We start from the raw sequence: 14,852 nt of genomic DNA, 5'->3' as shown, positions 1-14,852 counted from the left end.
CATGACGTCCAGTTCATAGGCGTCCCTCCTCAACAGCGTGGCACGCCACACGGGTTCCGTCATCCTGTGTTTGCAGCACTGGGATCTCTTGCTTACAGCGCGCATTGGCATGGGGGCAGCGGCCATGAAACACGCAGCCACTCGGTAGGTTAACCGGAGTCGGCACTTCGCCGGTGAGACGAATATGTTGGGGCCGGTCATCTTTCAAGCGTGGAATGGCCGAGAGCAACGCCTGGGTATAGGGGTGGCGCGGTTTCTCGAACAGCGTCGCGGTGGTAGCAACTTCACACACCGTGCCTAAGTACATCACCGCCACGCGGGTGCCAAAGTGCTCCACGACGGCGAGGTCGTGGGTAATGAACAGGTAGGTCAGATTGCGTTCTTGCTGAGCTTCCATCAGCAGGTTGAGTACCTGGGCTTGAATCGAGACATCCAGCGCAGAAATAGGCTCATCGGCAACGATAAACTCAGGGTCGACGGCCAAAGCGCGGGCAATGGCGATACGCTGACGCTGACCGCCTGAGAATTCGTGACCAAAGCGCTTGCCCCAGTCCGGGTCGATACCCACCGAGCGCATCACCTCTTCAACTTTTTGGAGAATCTGCGGCCGTTTCCAGTCAGGGTGGTGCAGACGCAGCGGCTCTTCCAGGGTTTGTTGAATGGTCATGCGTGGGTTGAGCGACGCATAGGGGTTCTGGAAGATCATCTGCATGCGTTTGCGATAGGGCAGCAGTTGGCGCGAGCTCAAGTTATCAATGCGGTTGCCGTCGTAGCGAATCTCACCCTCTGTTGGGGTTAGTAGCCCCATGACGGTACGCGCCACGGTGGACTTACCGCAGCCTGACTCGCCGACCACGCACAGTGCTTCACCGCGTTTGATATCCAGATTCACACCATTAATAGCGTGGACGTGCTCTTGGTGGCGAACCAGCTTGCCGCCCTTAAAGCGCAACTGATCGAGGAAGTCTCCAGAGAGCGAGAAGCGCTTTCTCAAGTCGCGAATCTGCAGCAGTGAATCAGCGCTCTCTTCATTCTGTCCTGGAGTCGGGTTATGAATATCCGTTATCGCCTCAGCGTGCGCAGTCATGAGGTTTCCTCCTTCAAACGGCGATCTTCGAGCATTTCAGCTACCATATGACACGCCACACGGCAGTTGCCGGATTCGACAAATTCAGGCACCTGCTGGGTGCAGGCGGGGCGGGGCTTGCCATCGGCACGATTGATAAAATCGCAGCGCGGATGAAACGCGCAGCCGCTGGGCAGGTTAGAGAGTGACGGCATGCTGCCGCGAATCTGATTGAGCTTTTCCCCCGGCGTTGCCATCTGAGGCAGGGCGTTGATTAACCCCTGCGTGTAAGGGTGCTGCGGGTCGTTGATAATCTCCCGGGTTGGCCCTTGCTCAATGACTCGGCCGGCGTACATGACCAGCATGCGCTGGGTGACCTGGCTGACCACACCCAGGTCGTGGGTGATTAGAATAAGCCCCACGTTGTGCTGCTCACAGAGTTCCAGTAGCAGCGCCATTATCTCGGCTTGAATGGTCACATCGAGCGCCGTGGTGGGCTCATCGGCAATGATAATGTCAGGGTCGAGGAGCAGCGCAATGGCGATAATAATGCGCTGGCGCATACCGCCTGAAAGCTCATGGGGGTACTGATCCAGGCGCTTATCAGGTGAGGGGATTTGCACCTGACGTAGTTTGTCCAGGGCAATCGCGCGGGCCTCCCGGGAGGAGATACGCCGGTGCGCTTTTAAACACTCGACCATCTGCTCACCAATGGAGAGCACCGGGTTCAGCGTCATCATTGGGTCTTGAAAGATCATCGAAACGCGGTTGCCGCGTACTTTACGCAGGCCACGCTCAGACATGCGGTTAAGCACCTGACCGTCAAACGTCACCGTGCCGCCGGCGATAAAGCCCGGTTTGGCGATCAAGTTGAGCAGCGAGAATGCCGCGACCGACTTACCTGCGCCGGACTCACCGACAATCCCCAGGCGCTCACCGCGCTCAAGGCTGAAACAGATATCGCGCAGGGCATGTACTTCGCCCTGACGCAGTGCAAAACGGACATCGAGGTTGTTGACTTCAAGTAGTGCCATGGTGTCCTCAGCCTTTGTAGAGTCGTGGGTTCATGACATCACGCAGCCAATCGCCGAGTAGATTGATCGACAGCACCAGCACCACCAGTACGGCACCTGGGATCAAGGTGATCCACCAAGAGCCTGACTGAATATAGTCAAAGCCTGATTTGATCAGTGAGCCAAGCGACGGATGCGTCTCCGGCATGCCCAGTCCCAGAAACGATAGCGCCGCTTCAGAGATAATCGCGTTGGCGATCTGTACGGTGGAAATAACGAAGATCGGTGACATGGTATTGGGCAGCACGTGACGGAACATAATCCGTTTGCTGCGCAGCCCCATCACCCGGGCAGCGTCAACGTACTCTTTGTTTTTCTCTGCCAGCACTGAGGCACGTACGGTGCGGGCATACTGGGGCCATTCAGCCAGGCCGATAATCAGGATCAGCATCATCACCGCGTATTGGCTATAGAAGGCGCTGCCCATGGTCGCTTTGACCAAGGCGCCCACCACGATAGCGACCATTAGCGTAGAGAATGACAGCTGAATATCCGCCAGTCGCATCAGGATCGAGTCAACGCGTCCGCCCAGGTAGCCTGCCATGAGGCCGAAGGTGACCCCTAGCAACGCCTGCAAAATAACTGCGCCGAAACCGATTAGCAGTGAAACACGGGTGCCATACAGTACGATCGACCACAGATCACGCCCCTGTGCGTCGGTGCCCAGGGTGTAACGCTCATCGGCGCCGTTGATCCAGAAGGGTGGTAGCTCAGATGACATAATGTCGATCTGCGAGAGGTCGTAAGGGTTCGTGGGCGCCAGTAGCGGTGAGGCAAAGGCGGCGATGACCATGCAGATAAACACGGCCAAGCAGAGTTGGGCGGTGCGATCACGCTTGAAGCTGTACCACATGTAGGAGTCGCGCAGGCGCTCCCAGCGGCTGGGTGAGGCACTCGCTGGGGAGGAATTGTTGGTGGTGCTCATGCGGGCTTCCCAGTCAGTTTTACGGTGGGGTTCACCATGCCGTAGATCAGATCCACAATCGTATTGGTGACCACAAAAATAACGCCGACAATCATCAGGTAGGTCACTATCAGCGGGATATCGGCGCGGTTGATCGCATCCAAAAACATCAACCCCATGCCGGGCCATTGGAAAACGGTTTCGGTCAAAATGGTGTAAGCCACCATGGTGCCAATCTGCACGCCGCCCACGGTAATTACGGGCAACATGGTGTTCTTGAGGGCATGGACAAAATAAACCCGGCGCATGGAGATACCTTTGGCACGGGCGTACTTGACGTACTCCGACTGCAGGACTTCCATCATTTCAGCACGAATGAGGCGGATAAACAGCGGTAGCATAATCGAGGCCAGAGAGACCGCCGGTAGCACCAAGTGCTTTAAACCATCCCAGGTGGCTAGGTTGGTATCCCAGTTACCCACTACATTGACCAAGTCATTGCCTCGGCCAAAGGAGGGCATATTGCCTTCGGTGGAGAAGAAGTCATTTAGCCAAGCGCCCCAACCGGTACTCTCAGGGAACAGGGTAACGGTAACGCCAATGGCGAAAATTTGAATCAGTACAATGGCGGTCAAGAACACCGGAATCGAAATGCCGATGATCGACACGCCCATAAACAAGCGTGAAATTGGCGAGCGCGGCTTAATGGCGCTATACACCCCAATGGGGACTGAAAAAAGCACAATAATCAGCGTTGCCGCAAATACCAGCTCCAGAGTGGCGGGTAAGTGGCGCGCAATCACTTCTAACGCTGGTTCGCGATAAAAGTACGAGTAGCCAAAATCACCTTGAACGGCGTTTTTAGCAAAACGGACGTACTGCACCAGGAAGGGGTCATTCAGGCCAAAACGCTCGCGAATTTCTGCACGCTCACTCTCCGGCACTGACTGGCCGACCATCTGCTGTATGGGGTCACCCAGGTTATCCTGAATGGCGAAGGCCAGCACGCTGATGACAAACATCACCAAAATCGCGTGCATCAGCCGCTTGATTAAAAAGGCAATCATGGCGTACGCCACCTATGTGAAGGGTTCATCAAAGGAAGTAGGGGCATGTTATGCAGAGTTCTCACAGCCGCGAACCGCCCAACAAAAGGCTTCGCTCCCTAAACGCTTAGGGAGCGAAGTATTCTTGTGGCTAACTCATTTACCGTTAACACTCAGGCGGTTAATGCTGTAGTGACTCTTTTGGTTTAATGCTCAGTCGTCGCTGCGATTAATCACCAGGTCACCCAGGTAAGGGAAGTCAAGGGCGTTGACCACAGGCTCAATCTCAACGCCATCAGCGGCGGCATAGGCAAGGTTCTGCCAGTGCAGCGTGATATAGCCAACGTCTTCGTAGAGCATAGCTTCGGCTTCACGCAGCATTTCGTTGCGTTTTTCCAAATCGGTTTCGCTATCGGCTGCGGTGACCAGCGCATCGATCTCTTCGTTGCAGTAGCCGCCGTAGTTGTACTGGCCCGCACCGGTCTCTTCATCGAAGCAGAAAGAGAGATACTGGAAGAAGTTCGCAGTATCTTCAGTATCCGCGTGCCAGCCGATCATCGCCATATCGGATTGGCGGGTATCGTACTCAGGCCAGTACTGCGCCAAGGGCATGGTACGCAGATCAACGTCAATGTTGATCTGTGCCAGCATGTTGGCCACCGCTTGGGCGATCTGCGCATCGTTCACATAGCGGTTATTGGGGGCGATCATCTCAACGCTGAAGCCCTCTTCATAGCCTGCTTCTGCCATCAGCTCCTTGGCGCGTTCGATATCGTAGCGAGGTGTTAAGTCCGGGTTATGGCCGGAGTAACCTTCAGGTGAGAATTGTCCCGCTGGGTTAGCAAATCCACGCATTAAGCGGTCGGCAATGCCCTCTTGATTGATTGCCAAATCAACCGCCTGGCGAACACGGGCATCCTGGAAGGCTTCAACGCGCTCTTCGTTCATTTGGAAACCAATGATGCGTGTACCGTCAACTTCTACCAGATTGACACCGTCGGCCTCGCGTACGCGATCCAGGTCATTGGGGGGTACGGCATCAATAAAGTCGACACCGCCGGAGAGCAGGGCGGCAACCCGTGAGGCGTTCTCGGCGATGGGTGTCAGCACGATGCTGGAGACATTGCCTTCGCTTTCGGTATCCCAGTAATCTTCGAAGCGCTCAAAATCTACCCGTACACCCTGGCGCCGGTCAGTGACCATGAAGGGGCCAGTGCCAGAAACATTACGTGAAGCAAAGGAGTTGCCTGCTTTAACGATCTCAGCTTTGTCGTTGCCACCCTCGGTTTCGCCGGTATAGAACTCGCTATCCATCGGGAAGATGTAGGTAGCCAGGTTAAGTAGCAGCGGGTAAGGTTCGGTAGTGACGATCTCAACGGTGTAGTCGTCAACGGCTTCGGCGCTGGCAACCGGCTCAAAAATGGCGCGATAGTCAGGGCTCTCTTTTAGACGCTCAATGGTCCATACCACGTCTTTGGCGGTGAATTCGTTACCTGAGTGGAAGGTAACGCCTTCGCGCAAGGTCATGCGCATGGTAGTTTCGTCAACCTGCTCCCACTCGGTGGCTAAGCGCGGCTCAAACTCAAAATCTTTTGTCCAGCGAACCAGTGGGTCGAATGCCATATGAGAAAAACGCAGCACGCCGCCAGATAGCTGCTCGTGGAGATCAAGAGTTTCGGGGTCAGCAGAGTAGCCAATGCGCAGGGTTTCAGCACTTGCGGTCATCGGCAGCAAGGTTGTACCTGCTACCACTGCACCAATTACGGAAGCCAGTAAGGTTTTCTTGAGCGTCATTATCGTTCCCTTAGGTCATTGTTTATTGTTCGTTTTGCCGCCATTTTCGAGGCAGGGAGCACTCCTAAAACCAGAAAGCGCCAGCAAAACAGACACGGTCGGTTCGTATACCTGTTTACAACGCAGGCGTACAACCTAGGCTTACAACATAGAGAGTGCCTATCACGTCATACAATCGAAATAATGACAGGCATCATTCGTCTACTGAATGATGGGGCTAATAGCGGTGCGCTGATGGCTTAATTTAAGACGAAAGTAGTAAGCGAAAAGCGACGCATAACAGGACGGAAAACCTTATGTGGAAAAAAATTGGGGTAGCGTTGATCGCTTCCTGGGTGCCTATCACTGGTTTTGCCACTGAGACGGTGGAGCAGCGTACCTCTGATGAAGGGGCAACCGGGCGCGCAGCGCCAGCAATATCAGGAACGCTAGATGAGGAATTACACGAGTGGTTCATCTTAAGCCATGGCAGTGACTCGAATGCCTCTTTCGTCGAATTAGGCGACGATATCAGCATTGACATCACTGGCTCTGTTGACGAGGAGACGTGGGAAGGCGAGGAGGCGCTCTCTATCAGCCTGACTGTGAACGAAGGGGAGTTGATCAATGCAGTGGCTATTTACTCAATAGGAAGTTCTATTTCCCCGCCGCTATTCACCTCTGAAGGCGGAGACGTGGCAGTAACGCTGACTCATTATGAGCGCTCCAGCCAAACGGTTCATGTGGCAGGGAAAATAGAGGGGGTGCTGCTACTGCAAGTCGAACTAGGTGAGCCGCCAAGCCAGGAAGAGGGCATTGAAATTGACGTGGCGTTCGATGTGGAAGCGCAAAAAGTAGAGTTCTAATATTACAGGCCGACGTTTGCCGACCTGGTGAAAATACCTCAGTGGCTATCCAGATCTATCCAAAGCGCTTAACCGAACTGCTGGTGCAGCCAGGCGTTAATAGTGTCAGATTCGTACATCCACTCCTCACGACCATCGTCATGGGTGATTTTCAAACAGGGCACTTTGACTTTGCCGCCCCCTTCCAAGAGCGCCTGCTTATGGGCAGGATCAAGTTGTGCATCACGTACTTCAATGTTTAAGCCCAGTCGTGCTATCTCTTTGCGCACCTTGATGCAAAAAGGACAGGTGCGGAATTGGTACAGCGCGAGGTTCTGGCATGCTAGATCCACTTTAGCTTGCTCTTCAGGCGTACGCACCACTGACTTAGGTGTAGATAGCTTCTCGGAAATCAGCATGACAGGGGCAAGCACCAAGCGAAGGCCGCGGAAAAAATAGCGAATTAAAATGCGCATTGAAAGGCTCCTTTGCTGATGCTGGCTCACATCAGCGTGACGAGTGGTACGAAAGTGATGATCATCATTAGTAAACAGTGGCCGCATCCTGCAACAACTAGAGGGATTTGTCACTTGAGAGGCGCATTGCCGCCGTTTTTAGCGATGAGGTGATGAGCAAATAGTTTCATCATGCTAGGCTAGTTAGCTATTTTTACGCCATTTTTTGGCTTTTATTGAATGAGTTTACTGGCGATTAACGGGGCGAGAGCCATGCATCTGCATATTATGGGTATCTGTGGCACCTTTATGGGGAGCCTGGCGCTGCTGGCGCGTGAAATGGGACACCAGGTGAGTGGCTCCGATCAGAACGTATACCCACCCATGAGCACCCAATTGGCTGATGCGGGCATCACCTTAATGCAGGGCTACCATGCCGAGCATCTGTCGCCATCGCCGGATCTTGTCGTGGTGGGCAATGCGCTGTCACGGGGCAATAACGAGGTTGAAGCGTTACTCAACAGCGGTTTGCCGTATACCTCGGGTGCGCAGTGGTTGGCGGAACACGTACTGCCTGGTCGTCGGGTGATTGCGGTGGCAGGTACTCATGGCAAAACTACCACCGCGAGCGTATTGGCTTGGCTGTTAGAAAGTGCAGGGCTAGCGCCTGGGTTTTTAATCGGCGGGGTGCCGCGTAATTTTGGCGTCTCGGCGCGTTTGGGTGACCCACAAGCGCCGTTCGTAGTAGAGGCTGATGAGTACGACACCGCCTTCTTCGATAAACGTTCCAAGTTTGTTCACTATCGCCCGGATATCGCGATCCTCAACAATCTTGAGTTTGACCACGCCGACATCTTTCCCGACCTGGCCGCTATCGAGCGCCAGTTCCACCATCTGGTGCGAACGGTGCCAAATCAGGGCCACCTGCTAGTCGCCGATGAGCAGCCCGCGCTTGAACGTGTATTAGAGCAGGGCGTTTGGACGCCGGTAGTCCACTTTGGTGATCAGGACACGTCCGAATGGCAGCTTAAGCTAGAGCGCGCCGACGCCAGTCGCTTCCAGGTCATTTATAGCGGTGATATGCAGGGCCAGGCGGTGAGTAGTCAAGAGCAAGATGGGGTCGTTGAGTGGTCGCTGACTGGCGAGCATAACGCCCGCAATGCCCTGGCAGCACTGGCGGCGGCGCATTTGTGTGGGGTTGATCTAGCCCGTGGCTGTGCGGCGCTGGCGCGTTTTGAAACGCCCAGAAGGCGCCAGGAAGTGCGTGGTGAGATTAATGGTATTCAGGTCATCGATGATTTCGCCCATCATCCCACGGCGATTGCCGCGACGCTTAAAGGGCTACGTGCGGCAACTACTAAAGGGCGTCTGCTGGCGGTGATTGAGCCGCGATCTAACACGATGCGTCTAGGCGCGCTGCGCGAGCGGTTAATTGAAAGCGTGGCTGACGCTGATGGCGTGTTTTGGTTTCAGCCCGCCGGGCTTGACTGGTCGATGGACGAGCTGGTCGCCACCCAGGGCGCGGATGCCCAGCTGTTTAACGATATCGATGCGCTGGTGGCCGCTGTGGTCACTCAAGCATCACCGTTGGATCGGATTGTGGTGATGTCCAACGGCGGCTTTGAGGGGGTGCATGAACGACTGCTCGCCGCATTGGCAGCAGCCAAGGAGGGGGAAGCGTGACAGCTAACGCCGATACCGCGTTCAAGAAACCGGTTACCGTGGCGCTCACCGGTGCGTCGGGGGCGCAATACGGTTTGCGCTTGATCGATGTATTGGTCGCCGCAGGGCATGAAGTGTGGGTCATGATTTCGAAAGCCGCACACATGGTCATTGCCACTGAAACCGATATTGAGCTGCCCGCCCAGCCCCAGCGCTTAGCCGAGGCGCTGAGTGAGCGCAGTGGGGCGCGGCCCGGTCAGATTCGCTGCTTTGGTCGCGAGGACTGGATGGCACCGGTGGCGTCAGGCTCTGGCGCCCCCTCTGCCATGGTGGTGTGCCCATGCTCTACCGGCACGCTTTCTGCCGTGGCAACGGGGGCCAGCAACAACCTGATTGAGCGGGCGGCAGATGTGGCGATTAAAGAGCGCCGAACGCTAGTGCTGGTGCCGCGAGAAAGCCCGTTTTCGCCGATTCACTTGGAGCACATGCTGACATTGAGCCGCTTGGGCGTGGTCATTTTGCCGGCCGCCCCAGGATTTTATCACTGCCCACAAAGCATTGATGATCTGATTGATTTTATTGTCGCGCGTATTCTCAATCAGCTAGGCATTGAGCACTCGCTGGTTCCTCGCTGGGGTGAGGTCGAAAACAAGGATGACTGATCTATGATGTCGTGGGCTACGCTGTCGGTTTTTGTGCCAACGTTTCTGTTTGTTTCGCTAACCCCCGGTATGTGCATGACCCTCGCCATGGTGCTGGGCATGACCCAAGGCGTTAAACGTACGCTGTGGATGATGATCGGTGAGTTACTGGGCGTTGGCTTGGTGGCGGCGGCCGCTGGCGCAGGGGTGGCGGCGTTAATGCTGCGACAGCCAGAGCTGTTTGTGCTGTTTAAGTGGGTGGGCGGCGCCTACCTGGGGTATTTGGGCATTATGATGTGGCGCTCCCGTGGGCGTATGGCGATCCCCAGTGAGCTGGATGCAGGGCCACCCGCAAGTCCTCTGCAGTTAGCCATGCAAGGATTTGTGACGGCAGTGGCAAACCCCAAAGGGTGGGCCTTTTTCATGGTGCTGCTACCCCCCTTTCTGGATAGTAGCCGCCCCTTGCCAGGGCAACTCAGCCTGCTCATTGCGGTCATCTTGACCATCGAGTTTGCCAGCATGTTGGTCTATGCCACAGGTGGTAAAACCTTGCGCAATGTATTGGGTAAAAGCGGCAATGTGCGTTTGCTTAACCGTATCGCCGGAACGCTGATGATTGGCGTTGGTTTATGGTTAGCGCTGGGGTAATAACCATTAAACGGGTGGCAACAACCCTACTCGGGCGCTAATAAGCACTAGCGATGCCGCGCTGAGCAGTAGCCACGGGCAGGGTCGCATAGGCGGGCGTGGCTGCTGCTGCCAGTGGAGCAGCGTGAGCGCGCAGACGACCAGGCCGAGTAAGGCACCGCCCACCAGGTCACTGAACCAGTGTACGCCGACCGCCAGCCTTGATAGCGCCATGGGCAGTGCAAGTGCGAGTGCTACCCAATATACCCAAAAGCGTTTTTGACGAGGTATCTCGGCCGCGACGAAGGCAGCTGCAAGGCCGACGAGCACCACGGTGGTTGACGTATGGGCGCTCGGATAGGAGAAAGAGCCCATCAAGTAGTCCGGCGTCTCTGGGCGAGCACGGCCAAACAGCCCTTTGCCCACTGTGTTTAAAAGGGCGACACCGGCAAACGCGCCACACCAGTGTAGTAAAGCCTCCCATCTCCTACTCAACAGCATCCACGCCGCCCAAGGTAGTATTAAGGCGATAATGCCCAGGGTGTCGCCAATTTGGGCAAATATGTTCCCCGCTAGGTAAGAAAAATCACTCTGCAACATGGCGAACAATTGCTGAACGAGCAGATCCATTTCCAGCGGGCCGTGGTGGGCAATGATCAACAATGTCCAGCCAGACAAGCTGCCCAACGCTATGACCAGCAGTAGTAGCGAGGCCAAGGGCACATCACCGGTTTGGCTCATCGCAAGCCATGGGCGACGCAGCAGCGGTACGCGACGAATGCTTCCGGCAATCGCCCGGTAAAGTCGCCCATGCCTTGTCGCCTGATGTCGGCCCCATGAGAAAATGACAGCAAGTGTGACAACTATGGCCGCAAATATGAGTAGTGCCGTCTCTAAACCCGGCGGTAGATTTAGATGGTGCTGCCAGGTGCGACCCAGCAAATAACCAGGCAGTACATAGGCTGGTGCCCACAGCGCCGCAGAGGTTAGGTTGGCCCAAACGAACGTCCTTGGTGCCATCTGCATCATACCTGCCACCAGTGGAATAATCGGCCTCACCGGGCCGACAAAGCGGCCAATAAACACCGACCAAATGCCATAGCGCTGAAAGAAGCGCGCTCCGCGACCTAACCATTCGGGATGCTGAGACAGTGGCCATCGCTGTGTGACCTGTTCTCGGTGCTTGAAACCTAGCGAAAAACTGATCCCATCGCCTAACACCGCGCCTATAAAGGCGGCGCCGATTAACCAGGCCAGGCCGATATCCTGGTGGCCCGCCAGGGAAGCTGCGGTGGTGATCAACACCACCCCTGGTACCAGCAGCCCCACTAGGGCCAGTGATTCTACTAATGAAATGACCAGCACCAGGCAGATGATAAGCGGCGGTGATGGCGTTAATGATTGGAGCATATCAGCTAGCGGCACAGCGTACTCCAGCGTCAGAAAAGAGAAATTGAAAAAAGCTAGGCGGTTAGACGTTGGCGAGAGCAGCGCCGCGTGCTTCCAGGCGCTTTACATAGTGCTCGAAGTATTCTGTACGACTAGGGAGGCAGGCCGCAATGCGTGCTTCCAATTGGCCGGTTTCTACTAAGACGCGCTGTGAAAGTGCTCTTTGCAAACGTTCGCGCACTAGCAGCGCACCGCTTTCGCTCGTGTCAGGAAGTACGAGCCAAAAAGTGGCACTGTCCGCGCGCCCAAGCACGTCATGATCACGGCAACGACTATTCACTTCACCACACAGCGCCCCCAGTAGTGCCGTTTTTGCCCGATGGCCAAACTGCTCTTCTGCCATATCCAACTGCGGTAAATGCAGCACCAGCACCGCGAGTTGCTGATTGAGCATTGCAGCGCGTTGGAACTCGCTATGTAAGCGCTCTTTTAGCGTATCAATGTGGTAGGCACTGCAATCGCTATCATTGGGGTCTGTTGCCCGCAGAAGCGCCCGACGCCGCGCATGTTCCCAGCGTGGGAGTGCGAGGAGCAGCGTCAAGGCTGCATAGCCAACGATAATGGCCGGGGGAGCCGAGGCGACCGAGGGAAGCAGCCACCACAATGGCCCGACCCCGATATTGACCAGTAATGCGGCCCAGAGTGGTAACAGTAAAAAAGCAGCGGTAATCGGCAGGCCTAGCCAGATAGGCGATACCTGAGGCTGATAATAAAAAGCGCCCAAGACGGCCGAATAGGTGCCGCAAAGTAGAATTATGCGGGGTAGGTAGCTTTTTACCCCATGCCCGATATGCATTAACAGGGCCGACATTAGCAGCAGCGTCATAAAGGTGGGGATCAACAGGTCGCGGTAATCTCCCATGGCGTATAGCCAGAACGCGTAGCCTGCCATGAGTGGGATGCTGGCCGCATAAGCGAGTGTCATCAATCGATTGGGGATATAGTGCTCGCTCATATTGTCTCTCGCACCCGTTCAGCCGGTAGTTTACTGATCTCATGCACCGAAAGCGTTGCCGGTTCGATATCAATTAACTCAAAGTGTTCGCTGGCGATATTGTCGGGTAAGTCGGCGAGCAGTAGGCTGCGTCGTTGCGAGGCTTCTTTAGGTGAGCTGGCGAGAATCACTGTCGCCAGCGTTGTGCTGCTTAAGCGATAAACATTTTCAAAATCGTAGGTTAACTCGCACAGTTTTTGCGCCGTTGGCCAGAGCTGGTGGCGTTTCACATGTAAAATAAACAGCTCTGCATGGACACCTTCCCGTTCACAGCGCGTTTGTTCCCGACTGATATCGCGCACCAACTGCTCACCTGCCCACAGGTTAAGACCTGGGATCAAGCGCAGGCGTTGACGAATCGAGCCATTCATATCGATAAGCTGCTGTGCTCTGGATAAAGCCAGCAGGCCCAGTACCAGCAGGGAGCAAATCAGTAGTATAAAGGCGGGCGCATTCAACAGCGGCGCTACCATTACAGAGCTGATCAGCCCAGCACTGAGATTGAAAGCAGCTACCCAATTATTTTGTGGCAGCATCAGCATTGCCGCCCACGCCCAGATTAAAATGCCGTGCCGCTCTGGGGCCGCCGCAATTAAACCCAGTAGCAGTGCACCAGGCACAATTTGCCACGGTAATCCCCGTGAGCGGCGATGGCTAAAATCAAGCATTAGCGCGGTGATAAATAACCAGCCGACAGATAGCCACAGCACGAGAGCCGCAGCGGGGGGCGTGGCAGGTGTCCATAATGCCAGGGCTACGGCCGCGGCTAGTAAATTGGCCCGTAGTAGGCGGATTTTGTACTTGCTTTGCATGGTGACTTATTATTCGTCCTGAATAACCAGATGTATCTCATCAAGTAAAGTAATTGTAGGATAATAAAGGTACGCGACACATTAGCGCCTTAATCGACCTCAGTATAACGGCGAAATGACGTACCATAAGCAAAACGTAGAAAACTGCTACATTCGGCTAATTAAAAAATTAAAGCACCCTTCGCACGGAGACACTATGAGCGCTTCAACACCGTTCCAAGACGAGGCCCTTCAGCATTTATCTGCCGAAAATGTGCCCGCCTATATGCAGGCCTTGGGGCAGGCGGCGCGGCGTGCCGCTAGTGAACTGCGCAAGGCGGATACGGGGGTAAAAAACCGTGCTCTGTTGGCCATGGCAAAACGCGTGGCTGAAGCGCGAGGCCAAATACTGGACGCCAACGCTGAAGATTTACAGCGTGGCCGCCAGAATGGTTTGGAGAGCGCGCTGTTAGATCGTTTAGCCCTGAACGACGCGCGTATAGATGCCATGATTGAAGGGTTGCAGCAGGTGGCGGGCTTACCTGACCCGGTGGGTGAAATTGGCGATATGCGCTATCGGCCTAGTGGTATCCAGGTGGGCAAAATGCGCGTGCCGCTGGGTGTCATCGGCATTATTTACGAGTCGCGGCCGAATGTGACCCTGGAAGCGGCAAGCCTGTGTTTGAAATCAGGCAATGCCTGTATTTTGCGCGGCGGATCGGAAGCCAGCCAGTCAAATGCTGCCATTAGCGCCTGTATCCAGCAGGGATTGGCGGATACAGGCCTGCCTGCCGGCAGCGTGCAGGTGGTAGCCACCACTGATCGTGCGGCGGTGGGGGAAATGATCAGTATGCCGAAATACGTTGATGTGATTATTCCCGCGGGGCAAGTCGTTGATTGAGCGTATTAGTCGTGATGCCCGCGTACCGGTCATTAAACATCTCGATGGCGTATGCCATGTGTATATCGATACTACTGCCGACCCCGCCAAGGCGTTAGCCATTGCTGTCAATGCAAAAACCCATCGCTACGGCACCTGCAATACCATGGAAACGCTGCTGGTGGATGCCCCGGTTGCGGATCTGCTACTGCCCGAGTTAGCCCGCGCTTATGCCGAGCATGAAGTCGAGCTGCGTGGCTGTGAGCGAACCCAGGCACTGTTGCCCCAGGCTGCAGCAGCCGAAGAGAGCGATTGGTATGCCGAATATTTGCTCCCGTACTGGCCATAAAAGTGGTTGATGGTATCGATGAAGCGATTGCCCATATCGAGCAGTACGGCTCTCACCATACGGATGCCATTGTTACTCAGGATTACTCGCTGGCACGTCGCTTTATGGCGGAAGTCGACTCCAGCTCGGTGATTGTTAACGCCTCGACCCGCTTTGCCGATGGTTTTGAGTACGGGCTGGGTGCCGAGATTGGCATTTCTACCGATAAGCTTCACGCCCGTGGCCCGGTTGGGTTAGAGGGACTAACTACGCAGAAGTACGTAGTATTCGGTGACGGCCAGGTGCGTGAATAGGGTG

13 protein-coding genes and 1 pseudogene are annotated in these 14,852 nt (G+C 55.3%); 5 read left to right on the top strand and 9 right to left on the bottom strand.

Annotation, left to right across the window (positions count from 1 at the left end):
* Positions 1–13 precede the first annotated feature (13 nt).
* The 5 genes from OM794_RS12600 to OM794_RS12580 all read right to left on the bottom strand — a co-directional run bounded on the left by OM794_RS12600 (position 14) and on the right by OM794_RS12580 (position 5,883).
* Positions 14–1,087 (bottom strand): ABC transporter ATP-binding protein, encoded by a 1,074-nt coding sequence (locus OM794_RS12600; protein WP_226249258.1) that lies wholly within the window; start codon positions 1,085–1,087, stop codon positions 14–16.
* Positions 1,084–2,100: an ABC transporter ATP-binding protein gene (locus OM794_RS12595; protein WP_226249257.1), complete on the bottom strand. Its 1,017-nt coding sequence runs from the start codon at positions 2,098–2,100 to the stop codon at positions 1,084–1,086. The genes OM794_RS12600 and OM794_RS12595 overlap by 4 nt, the downstream gene beginning before the upstream one ends.
* Before the next feature lie 7 nt (positions 2,101–2,107).
* Positions 2,108–3,064 (bottom strand): ABC transporter permease, encoded by a 957-nt coding sequence (locus OM794_RS12590; RefSeq protein ID WP_226249256.1) that lies wholly within the window; start codon positions 3,062–3,064, stop codon positions 2,108–2,110.
* Positions 3,061–4,110 (bottom strand): ABC transporter permease, encoded by a 1,050-nt coding sequence (locus tag OM794_RS12585; RefSeq protein ID WP_226249255.1) that lies wholly within the window; start codon positions 4,108–4,110, stop codon positions 3,061–3,063. Before OM794_RS12585 ends, OM794_RS12590 begins: the two co-directional genes overlap by 4 nt.
* A 192-nt stretch (positions 4,111–4,302) precedes the next feature.
* Positions 4,303–5,883, bottom strand: a complete 1,581-nt coding sequence (locus tag OM794_RS12580) for an ABC transporter substrate-binding protein (RefSeq protein WP_226249254.1) — start codon at positions 5,881–5,883, stop codon at positions 4,303–4,305.
* 296 nt (positions 5,884–6,179) lie between these two features.
* Here OM794_RS12580 and OM794_RS12575 point away from each other — a divergent pair, with 296 nt between their 5' ends.
* Positions 6,180–6,728, top strand: a complete 549-nt coding sequence (locus OM794_RS12575; RefSeq protein WP_226249253.1) for a hypothetical protein — start codon at positions 6,180–6,182, stop codon at positions 6,726–6,728.
* 68 nt (positions 6,729–6,796) lie between these two features.
* Here OM794_RS12575 and OM794_RS12570 read toward each other — a convergent pair whose 3' ends face one another.
* Positions 6,797–7,183 carry a glutaredoxin family protein gene (locus OM794_RS12570; RefSeq protein ID WP_226249252.1) on the bottom strand — a complete coding sequence of 129 codons (387 nt, stop codon included), beginning with the start codon at positions 7,181–7,183 and terminating at the stop codon, positions 6,797–6,799.
* A 252-nt stretch (positions 7,184–7,435) separates the two neighbouring features.
* Here OM794_RS12570 and mpl point away from each other — a divergent pair, with 252 nt between their 5' ends.
* From mpl to OM794_RS12555, 3 genes are read left to right on the top strand one after another with little or no spacing between them, the layout of a single operon-like run.
* Positions 7,436–8,845, top strand: coding sequence for a UDP-N-acetylmuramate:L-alanyl-gamma-D-glutamyl-meso-diaminopimelate ligase (gene mpl / locus OM794_RS12565; protein WP_226249251.1), 1,410 nt, complete (start codon positions 7,436–7,438; stop codon positions 8,843–8,845).
* Positions 8,842–9,486 (top strand): flavin prenyltransferase UbiX, encoded by a 645-nt coding sequence (locus tag OM794_RS12560; protein ID WP_226249250.1) that lies wholly within the window; start codon positions 8,842–8,844, stop codon positions 9,484–9,486. The genes mpl and OM794_RS12560 overlap by 4 nt, the downstream gene beginning before the upstream one ends.
* A 3-nt stretch (positions 9,487–9,489) precedes the next feature.
* Positions 9,490–10,113 carry a LysE family translocator gene (locus OM794_RS12555; RefSeq protein ID WP_007112944.1) on the top strand — a complete coding sequence of 208 codons (624 nt, stop codon included), beginning with the start codon at positions 9,490–9,492 and terminating at the stop codon, positions 10,111–10,113.
* A gap of 6 nt (positions 10,114–10,119) precedes the next feature.
* On the opposite strand, the gene OM794_RS12550 is transcribed toward OM794_RS12555, so the two are convergent.
* Genes OM794_RS12550 through OM794_RS12540 form a run of 3 tightly spaced genes read right to left on the bottom strand, consistent with a single transcriptional unit; the run spans position 10,120 to position 13,347 of the window.
* On the bottom strand, positions 10,120–11,517 hold the full coding sequence (locus OM794_RS12550) for a bifunctional DedA family/phosphatase PAP2 family protein (protein WP_226249249.1): 1,398 nt from the start codon (positions 11,515–11,517) through the stop codon (positions 10,120–10,122).
* Between the two features lie 46 nt (positions 11,518–11,563).
* On the bottom strand, positions 11,564–12,496 hold the full coding sequence (locus OM794_RS12545; protein WP_226249248.1) for a diguanylate cyclase domain-containing protein: 933 nt from the start codon (positions 12,494–12,496) through the stop codon (positions 11,564–11,566).
* Positions 12,493–13,347: a hypothetical protein gene (locus OM794_RS12540; RefSeq protein ID WP_226249247.1), complete on the bottom strand. Its 855-nt coding sequence runs from the start codon at positions 13,345–13,347 to the stop codon at positions 12,493–12,495. The genes OM794_RS12545 and OM794_RS12540 overlap by 4 nt, the downstream gene beginning before the upstream one ends.
* Before the next feature lie 196 nt (positions 13,348–13,543).
* Between OM794_RS12540 and OM794_RS12535 the strand changes: the two are divergent.
* Positions 13,544–14,848 (top strand): annotated as a pseudogene (locus tag OM794_RS12535) (glutamate-5-semialdehyde dehydrogenase).
* Positions 14,849–14,852: the final 4 nt, after the last annotated feature.

The organism is Halomonas sp. BDJS001 (genome assembly GCF_026104355.1).
Taxonomy (GTDB): domain Bacteria; phylum Pseudomonadota; class Gammaproteobacteria; order Pseudomonadales; family Halomonadaceae; genus Vreelandella.
The sequence above is the reverse complement of the archived record's forward strand: the minus strand, read 5'-3'. Positions and strand labels throughout refer to the sequence as shown.

What these genes read in the sequence shown, in the direction of transcription:
- OM794_RS12555 (WP_007112944.1), top strand. Translation starts at nt 9,490, where the DNA reads ATGATGTCGTGGGCTACGCTGTCGGTTTTTGTGCCAACGTTTCTGTTT.
- mpl (WP_226249251.1), top strand. Translation starts at nt 7,436, where the DNA reads ATGCATCTGCATATTATGGGTATCTGTGGCACCTTTATGGGGAGCCTG.
- OM794_RS12540 (WP_226249247.1), bottom strand. Translation starts at nt 13,347, where the DNA reads ATGCAAAGCAAGTACAAAATCCGCCTACTACGGGCCAATTTACTAGCC.
- OM794_RS12570 (WP_226249252.1), bottom strand. Translation starts at nt 7,183, where the DNA reads ATGCGCATTTTAATTCGCTATTTTTTCCGCGGCCTTCGCTTGGTGCTT.
- OM794_RS12595 (WP_226249257.1), bottom strand. Translation starts at nt 2,100, where the DNA reads ATGGCACTACTTGAAGTCAACAACCTCGATGTCCGTTTTGCACTGCGT.
- OM794_RS12590 (WP_226249256.1), bottom strand. Translation starts at nt 3,064, where the DNA reads ATGAGCACCACCAACAATTCCTCCCCAGCGAGTGCCTCACCCAGCCGC.
- OM794_RS12545 (WP_226249248.1), bottom strand. Translation starts at nt 12,496, where the DNA reads ATGAGCGAGCACTATATCCCCAATCGATTGATGACACTCGCTTATGCG.
- OM794_RS12575 (WP_226249253.1), top strand. Translation starts at nt 6,180, where the DNA reads ATGTGGAAAAAAATTGGGGTAGCGTTGATCGCTTCCTGGGTGCCTATC.
- OM794_RS12580 (WP_226249254.1), bottom strand. Translation starts at nt 5,883, where the DNA reads ATGACGCTCAAGAAAACCTTACTGGCTTCCGTAATTGGTGCAGTGGTA.
- OM794_RS12585 (WP_226249255.1), bottom strand. Translation starts at nt 4,110, where the DNA reads ATGATTGCCTTTTTAATCAAGCGGCTGATGCACGCGATTTTGGTGATG.
- OM794_RS12600 (WP_226249258.1), bottom strand. Translation starts at nt 1,087, where the DNA reads ATGACTGCGCACGCTGAGGCGATAACGGATATTCATAACCCGACTCCA.